Source organism: Fischerella sp. JS2 (assembly GCF_032393985.1).
GTDB lineage: Bacteria > Cyanobacteriota > Cyanobacteriia > Cyanobacteriales > Nostocaceae > Fischerella.
Genome location: NZ_CP135918.1, coordinates 1,794,835 through 1,810,435 on the forward strand (window position 1 = coordinate 1,794,835; position 15,601 = coordinate 1,810,435).

At 40.5% G+C, this 15,601-nt stretch carries 13 protein-coding genes and 1 pseudogene; 2 read left to right on the plus strand and 12 right to left on the minus strand.

Annotated elements, in window-relative coordinates; translation table 11 throughout:
* Positions 1-29: 29 nt before the first annotated feature.
* The 5 genes from htpG to gloA all read right to left on the minus strand — a co-directional run bounded on the left by htpG (position 30) and on the right by gloA (position 8,520).
* Positions 30-2,018 carry a molecular chaperone HtpG gene (htpG, locus tag RS893_RS07480; RefSeq protein ID WP_315790572.1) on the minus strand — a complete coding sequence of 663 codons (1,989 nt, stop codon included), beginning with the start codon at positions 2,016-2,018 and terminating at the stop codon, positions 30-32.
* 393 nt (positions 2,019-2,411) lie between these two features.
* The gene (locus RS893_RS07485; protein ID WP_315790574.1) at positions 2,412-3,050 is read right to left on the minus strand and encodes a methyltransferase domain-containing protein; all 639 of its coding nucleotides are present in this window, start codon (positions 3,048-3,050) and stop codon (positions 2,412-2,414) included.
* Positions 3,051-3,408: 358 nt separating this feature from the next.
* The gene (gene clpB / locus RS893_RS07490; protein WP_315790575.1) at positions 3,409-6,081 is read right to left on the minus strand and encodes an ATP-dependent chaperone ClpB; all 2,673 of its coding nucleotides are present in this window, start codon (positions 6,079-6,081) and stop codon (positions 3,409-3,411) included.
* A gap of 260 nt (positions 6,082-6,341) precedes the next feature.
* A complete protein-coding gene (locus tag RS893_RS07495; protein ID WP_315790576.1) occupies positions 6,342-8,060 on the minus strand; it encodes an iron uptake porin in 1,719 nt (572 codons plus the stop codon).
* 28 nt (positions 8,061-8,088) lie between these two features.
* Positions 8,089-8,520: a lactoylglutathione lyase gene (gene gloA / locus RS893_RS07500; protein WP_315790577.1), complete on the minus strand. Its 432-nt coding sequence runs from the start codon at positions 8,518-8,520 to the stop codon at positions 8,089-8,091.
* A gap of 180 nt (positions 8,521-8,700) precedes the next feature.
* Here gloA and RS893_RS07505 point away from each other — a divergent pair, with 180 nt between their 5' ends.
* Positions 8,701-9,249, plus strand: a complete 549-nt coding sequence (locus RS893_RS07505; protein WP_315790578.1) for a hypothetical protein — start codon at positions 8,701-8,703, stop codon at positions 9,247-9,249.
* A 110-nt stretch (positions 9,250-9,359) separates the two neighbouring features.
* Here RS893_RS07505 and RS893_RS07510 read toward each other — a convergent pair whose 3' ends face one another.
* The 4 genes and pseudogenes from RS893_RS07510 to RS893_RS07525 form a co-directional block, all read right to left on the minus strand.
* Complete coding sequence (locus tag RS893_RS07510; RefSeq protein WP_315790579.1) at positions 9,360-9,587, minus strand: methyltransferase; 228 nt, start codon at positions 9,585-9,587, stop codon at positions 9,360-9,362.
* Complete coding sequence (locus RS893_RS07515; protein WP_315790580.1) at positions 9,532-10,404, minus strand: methyltransferase; 873 nt, start codon at positions 10,402-10,404, stop codon at positions 9,532-9,534. The genes RS893_RS07510 and RS893_RS07515 overlap by 56 nt, the downstream gene beginning before the upstream one ends.
* A 75-nt stretch (positions 10,405-10,479) precedes the next feature.
* Positions 10,480-10,662, minus strand: a pseudogene (locus tag RS893_RS07520) (GMC oxidoreductase); the annotation flags it as partial.
* A 14-nt stretch (positions 10,663-10,676) separates the two neighbouring features.
* Complete coding sequence (locus RS893_RS07525) at positions 10,677-10,829, minus strand: hypothetical protein (RefSeq protein ID WP_315790581.1); 153 nt, start codon at positions 10,827-10,829, stop codon at positions 10,677-10,679.
* 175 nt (positions 10,830-11,004) lie between these two features.
* On the opposite strand from RS893_RS07525, the gene RS893_RS07530 reads away from it, so the two are divergent.
* A complete protein-coding gene (locus tag RS893_RS07530; protein WP_315790582.1) occupies positions 11,005-11,460 on the plus strand; it encodes an orange carotenoid protein N-terminal domain-containing protein in 456 nt (151 codons plus the stop codon).
* A gap of 70 nt (positions 11,461-11,530) precedes the next feature.
* On the opposite strand, the gene RS893_RS07535 is transcribed toward RS893_RS07530, so the two are convergent.
* From RS893_RS07535 to RS893_RS07545, 3 genes are all read right to left on the minus strand, one after another.
* Entirely contained in the window at positions 11,531-12,088 is a 558-nt protein-coding gene (locus tag RS893_RS07535; RefSeq protein WP_315790583.1) for a GNAT family protein, read from the minus strand.
* A 614-nt stretch (positions 12,089-12,702) separates the two neighbouring features.
* Entirely contained in the window at positions 12,703-14,964 is a 2,262-nt protein-coding gene (locus tag RS893_RS07540) for a DEAD/DEAH box helicase (RefSeq protein ID WP_315790584.1), read from the minus strand.
* Positions 14,965-15,061: 97 nt separating this feature from the next.
* Positions 15,062-15,469, minus strand: coding sequence for a hypothetical protein (locus tag RS893_RS07545; RefSeq protein WP_315790585.1), 408 nt, complete (start codon positions 15,467-15,469; stop codon positions 15,062-15,064).
* Positions 15,470-15,601: the final 132 nt, after the last annotated feature.

Consider the following 15,601-nt stretch of genomic DNA (forward strand, 5'->3'; position numbering starts at 1 on the left):
TCACCTTTCCCCATCTTTAAATATGGGGATTACTTTGTTGCTTGTTCTGTCAACTTTGTTAAAACTTCATTAGAACGTTCAACAAAGCCTTTCATTCCTTCAGCATCAAACCCTTTTTGAGACATGAGTGCCAAATCATAAATATGTTGGCAAATCATGTTGACTAACTGACCTGTAGGTGATTCACCTCCACCCTGAATAATACTACCTTGATTAAGGGTCGCTAAGTTCTGAATCAGGGGGTGGCTAGTATTTACCAGCAAAATATGCTCTTCAGGAAACTCTACCATTTGCTGCTGCATGAGTGCATTCATTTCCCGGAGGCGACGCAAAATCTCTGGTAACAACACCATTGCGGGAGGTGTGCTTTGGGGATTATCTGATTTTAAGGCTTCGGTACGGATGTTTAATTTAGGTTTGTTGAGGGCTTTCTCAAATAACTCTTTAATCACCTCGCCACGGGTTTTATTTGTTTTGGGATCAACTATCTCTGTAGCTTGATCTTTATCTAGGAGAGTCTGATCTAAATCAGAGTCTACACGCGTAAATTTGACATCTTGGAATTCGCGTTCGAGGAAATTGATAAAGTGGGTGTCTATGAAGGAGTCCATAAACAGGACTTCTAACCCTTGTTTTTTGTGAAGTTCAACGTAGGTGGCTTGTGCTGCTTCATCGGTACAATAGAAAACGCGGTTTTGGTGGCGTTCTTTGTTGCGTTCTAAATATTCTTTGAGGGTTGTGTATGATCCCCCTTCAGTTCCCTCTGCTGGTGAGGAAGGGGGAGTGACATCTTGCCAAGCGTCTTCCCCTTCAGATTGTACTTGTACAGCTGGGGTTTCGGAAGCGGTTTGGTTTGATAGCTCAGCAGTACTGCGGAAAATTAGAATGTCTTCGACTTGCTTTTTGAACTTTTCATCGTTCATCACCCCGAACTTAACAAAAGTACCGAGGTCTTTCCAAGCACTAATATATTGATCGCGGTTGTCACGGTAGAGTTCTTTGAGGCGATCGCCTACTTTTTTGGCAATGTAATCACCGATTTTCTTGACAGTGCGATCGGTCTGTAAAGCACTGCGTGATACGTTTAGAGGAATATCACTGCTATCAATTACACCCCGCATCGGTAAAAGAAATTGGGGAATAATTTCTTCGCAGTGATCACTGACAAAAACTTGATTGCAGAATAACTTTATTTGCCCTTTGGTGACATCAACATCCGGTCTTAGCTTCGGAAAATACAGAATCCCATTGATGATAAAAGGATAATCTGTATTCAAATGCACCCATAGTAAGGGGTCTTCTTGGAAAGGATAGAGGTAGCGATAAAATTCTATATAGTCTTCCTTACTTAAATTACTGGGAGATTCACGCCACGGTGCTTTTTGTCGATTTAACACCTCGCCATCCAGTTTAATTGGCACTGGCATGAAATCGCAGTAAGTCTTGACAAGATTTTTAATTCGTGCTGCTTCTAAGTATTCTAGTTCTTCCTCCATCAAATGAAGAGTAATTGTTGTACCACGAGTCGTACGAGGTGATTCTTCTAGAGTGAACTCTGGCGAACCATTGCAACTCCAGTGAACAGCCTGCGCTCCTTCTTTGTAAGATAGGGTATCAATCTCGACTTTTTGCGCCACCATAAAGGAAGAGTAAAAGCCTAGACCAAAGTGACCAATAATTGACTGGTCAGATGTGCTTTTATACTTCTGAATAAATTCTTCGGCGCTAGAGAAAGCAACCTGGTTAATATACTTTTTCACCTCATCTGCTGTCATCCCGATACCGTTATCGGTGATAGAGAGGGTTTTATTGTTTTTGTCTATAGCAATTTGAATTTCTGGTTCACCGATATCGCCAGAGTATTCTCCGGCACGGGATACCATGTTCAACTTCTGGATGGCATCGACGGCGTTAGATATTAATTCCCGTAAGAAGATTTGGTGATCTGAGTAAAGAGACTTCTTGATAATCGGGAATATATTTTCAGTATGAATACTGATGGTTCCTTGTTCTAGCATGATTAGTGATCTTAAGGTGCAAATGTTTAAATATTGAATGTGGTAAACATACCCCAGCCCTTTGCCATCAAGGAAAAGCCCAAAGAAAGCAATAAGGCACAATAACCATTTAGGATCTTAATAGCTGCGCTTAGGTTTTAATTCTTTTATTTAGCATTGTTTGCCGTCAAATAGTGATTCGGATTTCCCTACATGCTATTGTCTTCATTTAATTAAACACCAAGTAAGTCGGCACAAATAAAGTTAACTAGTTAGGGCCGTCATTTGTCCTTTGTCATTCATCCTTGGTAAGGGTTTGGTGTATGTATACTTTTCGTAACTCGTGTTATACTTATTTCCACTGACTTACTTAAATTTCTGATTACGAACTTGTTAATCTCTTAATAGAAAATACTAGGTATTTGGAGTTTTTTCTAGTACCAAAAAGTAATGGTATGGATTGGTAGGGTCAAGAAATTCTTGCTTAACATTTAACCCTATTTTGGCTATTGAGTTGAAAATGCGCGCTTTTGGATATCCTTTTAATCCTATTTCCCAGTAGTGTTGGTCACACATTGGCTTTTGACTCCAGAATCTAGGAATTTTGAGTAATAAATGTCTTGGTCTAGGCAAGAAAGAAAATCTCAGTTGGAGTGTTAAATACTGAGTATTGTAGGGAATCGAAATTACCAGAAATCTTTTTGTTGCTTCTGCAAGTTTCTTTAAAGCTTGTTCGGACTGTTCATAAGGCAGATGTTCTAGCACTTGAAACAGTACCACGACATCAAATTTATCTTTGGGCAACGAAAAGTCTGCTGTTAGATCCAAAATAATGTCTGGCTTGAGGTTAGGGTCAACATCAGCAGTAGTAACTTTGTAGCCATTTAACTTCAGGAGGTCTTTGAGAAAGGAATTAAAAATTCCAATTTCCAGAATGTTGCTTACTTGACTACCCAGAGAAGCAACGAGACGCATCTGATGATGGTAACTAATAAACCTATCTTTAGAAAAATACTCGGAGTTTCTAATATCCAAGGAAGTAATGAGTTGCATAAAATACTGTTACCTTGTTTTTTGTATGAAAAAGTACTTGTGTATACAATCACATTTTTCCCTAAAAACCTGTCAAAGTAACATTTAATGACCACTACATAACTCACTATTGGTTCACTTCTTGCGTATTTTCTCTAAAATACTAGTAGCAATAAAAATTTAAATCTTAGGATTGAAACATCTTACCTCTGTATACTCTGCACCTCTAGCGGTTTCACAACGCTAATACCATTGGCTGATGAAAATCCCTTTTTGTCTTAGTGTCTTTGTGTTTCAAAAAGAAATTTGATTCACCACCAAGACACTAAGAAAAATTGTTTTTTGGATTCACCACTAAAGGGCTGCATCTCTCCAAGATCTATGCTTCCCGCGATGCTTCCAGTATGTAGGAAGTTGTACTATCTGGCATGGGTATTTGCACTACCTTTTTTTTACTAAAGGTTAATTCGTGATCTGCCTTATCAATGACAATCGTGTCCCCTGCAATAAAGGTATTCTCCAAGATTTTGGTCGCGATCGCATTCTCTACTTCTCTTTGAATTGCCCGTTTAATTGGACGAGCGCCATAAACTGGATCGTACCCCACCTCCACTAAGTAATCACAGGCAGCAGGAGATATTTCCAAAGAGATTTTTTGCTCTCTAAGTAAATATTCCACCCGTTTGAGTTGAATCCGCACGATTTGCCGCATCTCACTACGATTGAGGGCATGGAAGATAATTAAATCGTCAACCCGATTGAGAAATTCCGGACGGAAGTGCGATCGCAAAGCATCCATTACCCGATTCCGCATTTTTTCATACTGGGAGTCATCGCTGGAAACATCCAAGATGTGTTCGCTACCAATATTACTAGTCATGACAATGACAGTATTGCGAAAATCAACGGTTCGCCCCTGACTATCCGTAATTCTACCGTCATCAAGTACTTGTAGCAGAATATTAAACACATCTGGATGGGCTTTCTCAACTTCATCTAACAGCACCACCGAATAAGGACGGCGGCGAATTGCTTCTGATAGTTGACCGCCTTCTTCGTAGCCGACGTATCCTGGAGGCGCACCCACTAACCGAGAAACTGAATGTTTCTCCATATACTCAGACATATCCAAACGCACTAAGGCGTCATCAGAATCAAATAAAAACTGGGCTAAAGCACGGGCGAGTTCCGTTTTGCCAACTCCCGTCGGTCCCATGAATAAAAATGAACCGATGGGACGGCCTGGATCTTTCATTCCAGCACGGGCGCGACGAATGGCAGCGGCAACAGCACAGACAGCTTCCTGTTGTCCAATTACTCGTTCGTGTAGATGGCTTTCGAGTTTGAGTAATTTCTGCCGTTCCGACTCCAACAAACTATTAACGGGAATTCCTGTCCATTTGGCGACGATTTCAGCAATATCGGCTTCAGTGACTTGTTCCCGCAATAAGGTTTTACCTTGACTTTGAATTTTCAGGAGTTCGGTTTCTTTTGCTTCGCGATCGCGTTGCACTCCTTCCAACTTGCCATACTTCAACTGAGCAGCTTTATTTAAATCGTAAGCCCGTTCTGCTTGTTCTATTTGTACTCGCAGCTTTTCTTCTTCTTGCTTTAAAGCACTAATGGCTTCTAATAGCTGCTTTTCACCTTGCCATTGTCCATTCAAATCCTGCTGTTTGGCGGTTAAATTGCTAATTTCTAGCTCAATTCGCGCTAAACGCTCTTTCGTTTGGGGTACAGCCTTTTCTTCTCCCGCCAAGGACAGTTTTTCCATCTCTAGCTGCATCAGGCGACGATCAATCGCTTCCAACTCAGCCGGTTTGGAGGTAATCTCCATTTTCAATTGGGCGGCGGCTTCATCTACCAAATCAATTGCTTTATCTGGTAAAAAGCGGTCATTAATGTATCTGGCTGAGAGGGTAGCAGCTGCTACTAACGCTGAGTCTGATATTTTAACGTTGTGATGGACTTCATAACGTTCTTTCAGTCCTCGCAGGATAGAAATTGTATTTTCCACGCTGGGCTGATCTACAAATACCTGTTGAAAACGCCGTTCTAAGGCTGCGTCTTTTTCAATATATTTACGGTACTCATCCAAGGTGGTAGCACCAATACACCGCAGTTCTCCTCGTGCCAACATTGGTTTGAGTAAATTGCCTGCGTCCATTGAGCCTTGTTGCCCGGAACCCGCACCAACAACGGTGTGTAGCTCATCGATAAATAAGACAATTTGACCGTTTGATTCCGTAACTTCCCGGAGAACTGATTTCAGGCGGTCTTCAAATTCACCTCGGTATTTAGCGCCAGCAATTAAACTACCTATATCTAGGGCAATAAGTTGGCGATTTTTCAAAGATTCGGGGACATCACCATTGATAATGCGTTGTGCTAAAGCTTCAGCGATCGCAGTTTTGCCAACTCCTGGTTCACCAATCAAAACAGGGTTATTTTTGCTACGCCGAGACAATACCTGAATTACCCGCCGAATTTCGTCATCCCGCCCAATTACCGGGTCGAGCTTGCCAGACTTTGCCTGTTCTGTCAAGTCTCTACCGAATTTTTGTAAAGCTTCATAGCGAGATTCGGGATTTTGGTCTGTGACTTTTTGGCTACCACGAACTGCTTTAATCGTAGCTTCTAACTTCGCACTATCTAAATTAAAACCTTTGACTATCCGTCGTCCGACACGTTCATCTTCGACAAAAGCCAGCAGCATATGTTCTACGGATATGTAAGAATCCTTCATCCGTACTCTTGCTTCTTCGGCTAAGTCCAATAGATTATCTAAAGAACGCCCTAAGTAAAGCTGATCACTTCTACCAACTTTCGGCTGACGACGGATAAAATCTTCTAGTTGCTGTAGCAAACGGTTAGCATCTACACCAGCACGGTTAAAAATTCGTGCTGCTAACCCATTTTCTTGTTGTAATAGAGCAATAATTAAATGTTCTACATCTAATTGCTGTTGTTGATAAGCACGTACTATATCCTGAGATTTGACAATCCCTTCCCAAGCTTTATCTGTAAATTTATCTGGATCTGTAGGCTGCATTTTTACAATTTTGGATTTTAGATTTTGCGAAAAGTTTGTAGACACGAAGTAGCTTCCCGTAAGGGTGCTAGGACTTCCGGCGTTCGCGCAGCGTCCCGGAGGGAACCTCAAAGCTTTTTAAGACGGATTTTAAACTACGGACGTATTTGTCTTAGACTATTATCCCAGCATGAATTGCTTACAGCCGCTTGTATCTATGGTTGCAAATTGATAGTGGTTAGTAGTTAGTGGTCAACTACTAACTATCTTCATTTCTCAATTTAAAACGAAAATACACTTCTGAGGGTGGTTTGCCAAATAGTGTTGTTAGAACTATCGTTATCGGCGTTTGTGACTAATGAAAATGTGGGGGTGATACTCAGATTGTCACTGAGTTGGAGATTATAGAATGCTTCAAAGTTTGTCTGAGTGGCATTTCCTAAATCTTCACTGATAAAAGGCTGACCGATCGCTACACCCGCAACAGTACCGGGAAGCAAAAGGTTACGAAATCCCACACCTACAGCCCATGTCACCGGATGTAAATCTAAATCCTCGTCGATGGCGGTATTATATCCATTGTAATTACCAAATCCAAAGCGTCCAAAAATGCCTGCATTCCTATTGAGGCTATACTCGGCATTGACACCAAAGGCGTTAATGTCTGTGTTATTAATCAGGGCATTTGTGTATTGCAGCCTCAAAGCTAGCTTGTTACTAGGTGAGTATTCAACTTCCACACTAGCTTGATAGCGATCGCCAAATAAACCCCCTTCTGTGCTGGTAAAATTTGGTTGGTCAGCATCGGCAGCAATGTAGAGCGATCGCATCGTGAATTGACCATTGCCAGGGTTCCACTGCACAGCAGCACCTGCACCGCCATTGCGGTCAATTTGATTTTGAACAATCAAAGGATTATTGAGAAAAAAGCTAGAACTAAAATCAACCGCCTCGTTGTTGGCATATTTATTATGGTCAATAAAATCTCGTGGTGACATTTTTGCACCCACTGTCACCGCCACATCTTCGGAAGGACGAAAAGTATAGTGTAAGCGTCTCAACTTGAGATCAGAGTCTACTTCCACATAATCAAGTCCACCGCCATTGGCAATTAAACCAGTACTTCCCAGCAAATTATTCTCGTCTTGCTGTGCCAAACCAATTGCATCTCCACCATTGTTACCAGCTTCTAATTGAGTCACAAGTACATCTTGTTGATTGAAGCTAGTGGAGAGGGTTAAACGGGAACGGGAAACCACAGTTTTGCTAGCATCAGTACCATCAGTCAAAGCAATAATTGCTTCACCATGTAGTTTCGTAGTTGTAGAAAATTGGTGTGCTTGTAATTCGCTGTTGCGTGCTTCTAAATTATCAACTCTTTGCTCTAAATCATCTAAAGCCGAACGAAATTCTTTTTGCAATCGCCGTAAGACAATTACGTCTTCTTGGATAAAGCGATCGCTCATTCTATCAGCAATAATATCTTCAACCTTAGATAAAGTAGCTGCAAGAGCAACAGCAAACTCATAACGGCTCATGGGACGATTACCATGAAAGGTGCCATCTGTGTAACCAGAAATGACACCATATTTTTCCATGAGTGATTTTAATGCCTGGTAAGCCCAGTCTGTTGGCTGAACATCAGATAATTCTGAAACTGAAGTTTGCTGTGTTCGCAAATCAGAATCAACGTCAAGATTACCAAACACTTCATTTTTTACTAATGACTCAGAGTTTGCTATGTTTGAAAACTCTGTTTGCCCAGCACTAACATCAGTTTCTGGAGGTAAGACTTCCACATTATTTGTGGCGATATTGTCCTCTGGAATGACTGCTTGTAAGCTAGAGTCAGAGCTTTGAGTTTCTGGCGACGGTTGAAGTAGCAGAGAATCCGCCTTTGCGGATAAGCACATCTGGCTAAGGACGCCCCAACCGACTAAACCCCCCGCTAAGAATTTGGGCGAACGAATCCTCCGTTGTCGGCATTGCTTGACGCTCAATTCTATCTCCTGCAATTGTGCCTCAGAATTACTGAGTTACAAGTTTTTGTTCTTCCTGTTTAAGAGCAGAACCTTGAGTACCCAGTTGAATAAGTTCTACTTTATACCCATCTGGGTCTTCCACAAAAGCAATTACCGTAGAACCATGTTTCATTGGCCCTGGTTCTCGCACTACTTTCCCACCACGTTTTTTAATTTCTTCACAGGTAGCATAAATATCATCAACTCCGATGGCAATATGACCGTAAGCATTGCCCAAATCATACTTATCCACACCCCAGTTATAAGTTAGTTCAATAACTGTGTGGTCACTTTCCTCACCATAACCAATAAAAGCCAGAGTAAACTCTCCCCCTGGATAATCTTTTTGCCGCAGCAACTTCATTCCCAAAAGATCACAGTAGAACTTCAGCGATTCTTCCAAATTGCCAACACGCAACATTGTGTGTAGGAGTCGCATAACTATCTCCGGTTGTGGTAATTGGTTGTGATTGCCCCTAAATATTGTAAACGAAGGCAGAAGGCAGGAGACAGGAGGCATTTATCGGTGTGCTGTACTACAAGTTCATGATCTACTACAATCCAAATATAGTAGTCAGTGCGATCGCTTTCTGTTCTCTTTAGATTGACAGCATTCTCCATGAGAACTTCTTGGCGTTTAAGAGATTATGTATTTGCTGCCTTCATGACGATAGGCATGGTGATTGCTGTGATTATTGTCGGACCCTTTGCACCACCTGGCTTTCAGCTATTAGCTTGGGCTCCACTAGGAGGTATTTTCCTGACTTTAGGAATGGCACGTTTGCAACGTCGTGGTAGTGTGGCGTTAATGATTCTGCCTCTAGCACTACTACTAGGGTTAATATCGCCAATTATCTCACTTTACTTAGCTGCCACTGTCTTAGTGACAGAATTGGTGATGTTTTTCGTGGGGAACTATCGACGCAAAATCAACCGTTTACTCGGGAACGTCCTCTTTTTTAGTAGTGCTAATTTAGGCGGTTTACTACTTGCTGCTTTTTTGATCAAAACTTCTAGGGCAGACCCATTTGTCAAAATAGTTACCCAGCATTGGCTATTGTTACTGTTGACTATACTTGCAGGAGTAGCAGGGGCAGTTGGTTGGTGGCTGGGAGAATTGGGGATTCAGCAACTACAGAAAGCTGGCAAGATGGATGTTGAACTGTAATGCCTATAAAAAATCTAGCCCCTCTATCCTGACAAATGTAGGTTTTTTACAACAACCTTGGGAACGGGACAAGGAAGAAAAAATCATTGACAACCAACAACTAACTATAACTATACTTTTACCCCTTCAATCACACTGACAGGAGATGGAGTTGGGATGATATTGGTAAGTTGAAACCCAGCAGCAGCAAACAGTTCTTTATATTCGCTAGCGGTGCGTTCGCGTCCACCAGTAGTCATGATTAACATTTCAATGTCAATAAATTTACCAGGAGAGGGTTCGTTAACTCCTGAAATCACAGCTTCTATAATCAGAACTTTGCCGTTTTCTGGAATCACTTGATGACAGTTTTTGAGAATTTGAATGCATCTTTAGATCATCCCAATCATGAATAATATGTTTCATGATGTAAGCATCACCACCACTGGGTACGGATGCAAAAAAGTCTCCACCGATCGCTTGACAACGTTCTTTTAGTCCAATTGCTTCTATATGCTGAGTTGCACCTGCAACTACACTTGGTAAATCATAAACAATTCCCTTCAATGTCGGATTAGCTTGAAGGATACTAGTCAGCAAACTACCATGTCCACCACCAACATCAACTAGAGTTTGGATAGATGAGAAGTCGTATGCAGCCACAACACCAGTGATTTCAACTGCCGAAAAACTAGTCATTGCTGCATGAAAAATAGCAGCTGCTTCTGGGTTTTGACCCAAATACTCGAAGATAGGCATTCCATTTACATAATCAGATGCTGGTTTGCCAGTTTTGACACTATAAAGAATTTTTCCTAAGGGTTGCCAGCGCCAATCTTCACCACCACACATAACGGCAACATCACGCAATGAACCAGAAACACCACTTCTGAGTAATTCTGCCATTGGTGTAAGTTGAAAATGACGGTTCTCGTCTTCACTAAAAATGCCAATACTTGCGAGAGCCCGCAATACCCGATACAAAGATTCTGCATCAACAGCAGTAGATTTTGCTAGTTCTTCACTGCTTTTAGCACCATCTTGAAGTAAATCGGCAACACCTAATTTAGCAGCTACGTAGATCGATTGAGTCACCCAAGGAGCCGTAATCATTTGCAGCAGCGTCTGCGCTAAGGGGCTTTGGTTACTTTGGTTGAGATTTTCTAGGGTGGACATGATGTCTCTTAGTTAATAGGGTATTTGGATACTAACCTTTTGATTCAAAAAGCCTGTGCATGAAATCTGAAAAACTTAGTAATTTTTAATCATATCGGCAGCTTTTTCAGCAATCATGATTGTGGGAGCATTAGTGTTACCACCAATAATAGAAGGCATAATTGATGCATCTACCACTCGCAGTCCTTGGACTCCATGCACTTGGAGTTGGGAGTTAACTACCGCCATAGAATCATTACCCATTTTGCAAGTCCCAACTGTAGGCTGAGAAGTTAATTTAGGCAATTGTCCAATTTCGCAGTGTCTGACGATGGATTTTGCCGATTAGTCCTTTGGGTAATTCTGGTAAAAATGCGATCGCCTGTTTGCACACCAGCTTGCATTAATCTGGTAGCGATCATATTTGTAATTTCATCAAATTCCAATTTTATCTAGCCATAAATGTATTAATTACATCTGTCAAAAGCTACGGAAGCTATTTCTACCTGAAGTAGGGTTAATCTAAAATACCTGATTTATAAGATTTTGTGAGTGAGGGATAGCAAATTAACCTCAGTAATTTTAGTTACCCTGTTTTGGTAAAGTAATCGGAGACTTTTTATGACATTTGCAACTGACGAAAGAACCAAAAAAGCTGTAGAACAGTTTCGCAAATTTGAAGTTGATACTCAGCTAGCCTTACTCTGGTTCGGTTATCTAGACATTAAAGATAAATTGATACCAGCAAATCAAACTTCTGCCCAAGATACAGCTGCGGCATTATACGATCAAATCAAAGCATTGCCAAAGGAACAGCAGCTACAAGCACAACGTGACATAGCTAGCCGTGCTAATAGTGACATTAGCCGCGCCTACACTGCTTTAAGTTCCAGTGCCAAGATAGACGTATGGTTGCGTTTAGCGCAAGGAATGGAAGAAGGTGCTGTGATTCAAGTTCCCTCAGACTATAAATTGCCTGAGAATACCAATGATTTTGTCAATACTGTCAAAGGCTTGGAATTTGAACAGCGTGTAGACTTCACACGTAGTATTGTGACGGAAATGGGAGCAAAATAAGAAAGTTAAAGGTAAAAGATCAAGGTGAAAGGGTTTTATTTTTCCCTTTCCCTTTATCTTTTTTCCTATTTTATTCTATCTGAAGCGCCTCCCACTCTGGACGCAAAATACCATACACAATCAAATCAAAACGCTTACCCTCCCGTTGAATAAAGCTGCGTTGAGTTCCTTCTTGACGGAATCCTACTTTTTCATGGGCTTTAATTGACCGGATATTATAACTAATAGTTGATGATCCTACTCGGTAGAGGTTTAATTCCCGGAAGGCGTATCCCAACAGCAGTCTTAGTCCATCTGTACCATAACCTTTACCCCAATATGCCGGATCACCAATTGCAATACCCAATGAAGCAATCTGATGCATCCACTGAATATTGAACAAGCCAGCGCAGCCAATCAAAGTATCATCTGCTAAAGTACGCAGATGAAAATGGAACCCGTTAGGCGAAGCAGTCATACTGCTTTGAAATTCTGTCCAGGTTTCTGGAGTGATTGGACGGGCCGGATCATTATCCATGATGCGTAAATACTCGTCGTTTTCAGACCATTTGGCAAAATATTCGCTGTCTTCCAATCTAGGTGCAGCAAGGCGAACCAACTTACCTGTAAAAAGTGGTTTGAATTCCATTGAAAGATCCTTTGTTGGTATGTCTTTGAGTTCATAAATTCACAGCAAAGTCTTTGCACTAGAAGCGCAGTGCAGAGTCCAACTGAACTGTACTTACCACCAGCAAGTATCAGCAGAGAATTAAGTTTTTACTCAATGACAGGCAACAAAGGCGATACCTAAATAAGTATTAAAGAAATTATCTTTTTATAGTATAGCAATCCTAGTTGAGTTGTGAAAATTAAGATGGCCAGAGCCCTGGCTTTTCAAGTCAGACAGGAATCTTGTTGTTCACGAATTAATTAAGACAAGCTAACGACAGCTAATTCTAACGCTTCTCATTTGGATGAAGTACAACTTTAACGGTGTACATCTGTGTTCGTTTTTTCTCTCAGGACTATTGAACCGCCAAGACGCCAAAAAAGCCAAAGGTTCGTAGACGTGCGTAAGTCCTATTCTTGTACTGCACCTTACTGCAAAGGCTATATACCTGACTTCAAAATACTTAGTGTCTTTGTGCCTTAGTGGTGAAAAAAAATTACTAACCAGGAAGACTTCAAGACATAAAGAATTGTCATCCCTTATTACGTACAAAATTTTTGACGACTACTTCGCATTCCCTAACCAAGTGTGATTCACCACAAACCTACTTGTTGTCTTAGTTCTTCCATATCTAAATGATCACTCGCAAAAGCTTTCCGTAAAAGTGCATGGGGAATAAACTTGTCATACTTCTGAATTTCTGGTGCTTCTGCATCACTCAATAAATTCTCAGCTGTAATTCTTTGCTCACACAAAGAAAGAATTTCTGGATAAAGAGAGCTAACTTTTGTTTTATCTAATTTAATTATTAAATAATACGGATTTACACCGCCAATACTTTTAATTGCTAAAGATTCACGACAAAACATGTTCAGTAACCTTTCCAAAGTCCGATAAGCCACTGTACCCATCCAAGGAAAAATGCAACACTTATCTTTAGCCAAAAGTAAAATATTTTTTTGCTCTAATCCACAATTGCGTGTGAGTTCGCGAACTATACGTAAACGCTGAATCGCGTTATTTTGCAAATAAGGGTATTCTATATCTTCAACTAAAACTTGTCGCATTCTTTGGAGGACACGTGTATGAATTGTACCGCTACCACCACGCCAAAAAATACTTGCTTGCCCTTCAACTTGCTTTACTAAAATAATCTTCTTTTTAAAATCAACTTCTACAACTTCCCAAGTTCTCCCTGCCAAAGCAAATTGATTACCTACAGGCGGCGGCATAGATATACTACCAATTTCTGTAGCTCCTTGCTTAACCACGAACTCCTCATTATCTGGGAAGACAGCGTAAAATTGGAACTTACCCACTACCCTTTCACCAGCCAAACCCAAAATGAGTTTACCTTCTTCAGTCAATTGTAGATGATTAATATCAATTAAATAGCGTAGTAATAATTTCAAATCATCTTTGGATACAGCAGCAAACACAGGTAAACTCAAGACTTTTTGAGCAAGAGTAACTGGTGAAATTTCACCAACTGCTACTAAAATGCTCATAGTTTGGTGATACAACAAACTAAACGGATATCGCACAGGCTTAATTGGCTCAATCCACTTTTCCTCCAAATAAAGTTGAATAATTGCAATACACTGCAACAGTTGCCAAGGAATTTGTTCCGGTAGAGATGCTTCTTGTAATACTTCATTTTCGGCACAAACAAAGCGCATATCAGCAGCTTCACCCCTTCTACCTGTACGTCCCAAACGTTGTAAAAAACTTGCTACAGAAAGTGGCGCTTCTAACTGAATCACCCGTTCAAGATAACCAATATCTATACCTAATTCTAAAGTTAAAGTTGCAGCAGTCACAGCAGGTCGATTCGGTTCCCGCATCGCCCTTTCTGCACCTTGTCGCAAGCTAGCAGAAATACTGCCATGATGTACATGATATATATCTGCTTCCCCTTCCTGCATTGCCACTTTTCGTAAAGAAGCAATCACCGCTTCAGTCTGCGACTTGTTATTAGCAAAAATCAAACACTTACGATTCTTACTCAAATTAAAAATATATCTTTCATAACTACTTTTTCCTCCTAGTAATTCACCTGCTTTTCTTTCTTGGTGAACTTTGTTTTCTTTGTGGTTTGTTTCATCAATAACCCCATCATCAACGTCAACAAAAAAATGCTCCACAGCCAACCTAACTTGCCTATTTCCCCCCTCAATCTTGGGTGTAATCACCGACTTTTTACTCCCAGAACATAACCACTCCTCAGCCAATGCGTAATCACCAAGAGTAGCCGATAAACCAATTCTACGGGGTTGCTTTTGCGTCAAATTTTCCAACCTAGCCAACTGACAAAGAATCTGACAACCCCTTTCCGTACCCATAAAAGCATGAATTTCATCAATGACAACAAATCGTAAATCACCAAACAAACGCTTGATGTCATGATATTGATTAATTAATAAACTTTCTAAAGACTCCGGTGTGATTTGCAGAATACCTCGAGGATTTTTAAGCAGCTTACTTTTATGACTTTGAGAAACATCACCATGCCAATGCCAAACAGGGATATCTACTTCTTTGAGTAAACCATGCAAACGTGCAAATTGATCATTAATTAAAGCTTTAATTGGGCCAATATACAATGCACCAATCGTACTTGAGGGATTTTTATGTAATAAAGTCAAAACTGGTAAAAACGCTGCTTCTGTTTTTCCAGCAGCCGTAGCAGCCGCAATTAATAAATGAGCATCTGTATCAAAAATCGCTTGACATGCTGCGATTTGAACCGGACGTAATTCCGTCCAGTTGTGATGGTAAATATATTCTTGAATAAAAGGTGCAAGCCGGGAAAATATGCGTAAATTTTGCTCATCTACGTGTATCTGCTTTGACATTGATAAAAATTTTTTAGACTCAAAATTTCTATCAATAATAATGGGCGGACGAAACACCCGCCCTACTCATTAATAAAGCTTATTTAGCTTCAGATACTTATTGAGGACAATTAATACTGGAATCTAGCTGTGCTTTTGCAGCTTTGACTTTTGCAGATGCTTGCTTAATAGAAGTTGCAGCAGAAGCAAGAGTTTGTCTGTTAGAAAGACTATCAACCGTCTTGTCAAGGTTATTGTAGGCTTGGTTGAGATCATCTATTCTAGCTTCTTTCACCCTTTGTGCTGATTCCCTAACATTTGCGATCGCCTGATCAACTGCTCTATCCGCGGCTCTGAGATCTCCAACTGTGGAAGCGGGAGTTAAATTTGACATTTGGTTAACAGCCTGTTCCAATTTAGCTAAATTTCCACAAAATTCAGCAGTTGCATTCTGAGTAGAAGTTGGCTGACAAGCTATCAAGGTCAAGAAAGGAAAAGCTACTAAGACAGTAATTGCTTTTTTCATTTTTAGTATTTCATCACTTTTTGATTACCTAAATTATTCGTTTAGGTATTTTTGATAGATATGAAATTCTGCAATTCAAAAACGAAATAACATGATGTTACAAGGGTATTGAATTTACCCTATTTGGAAGAA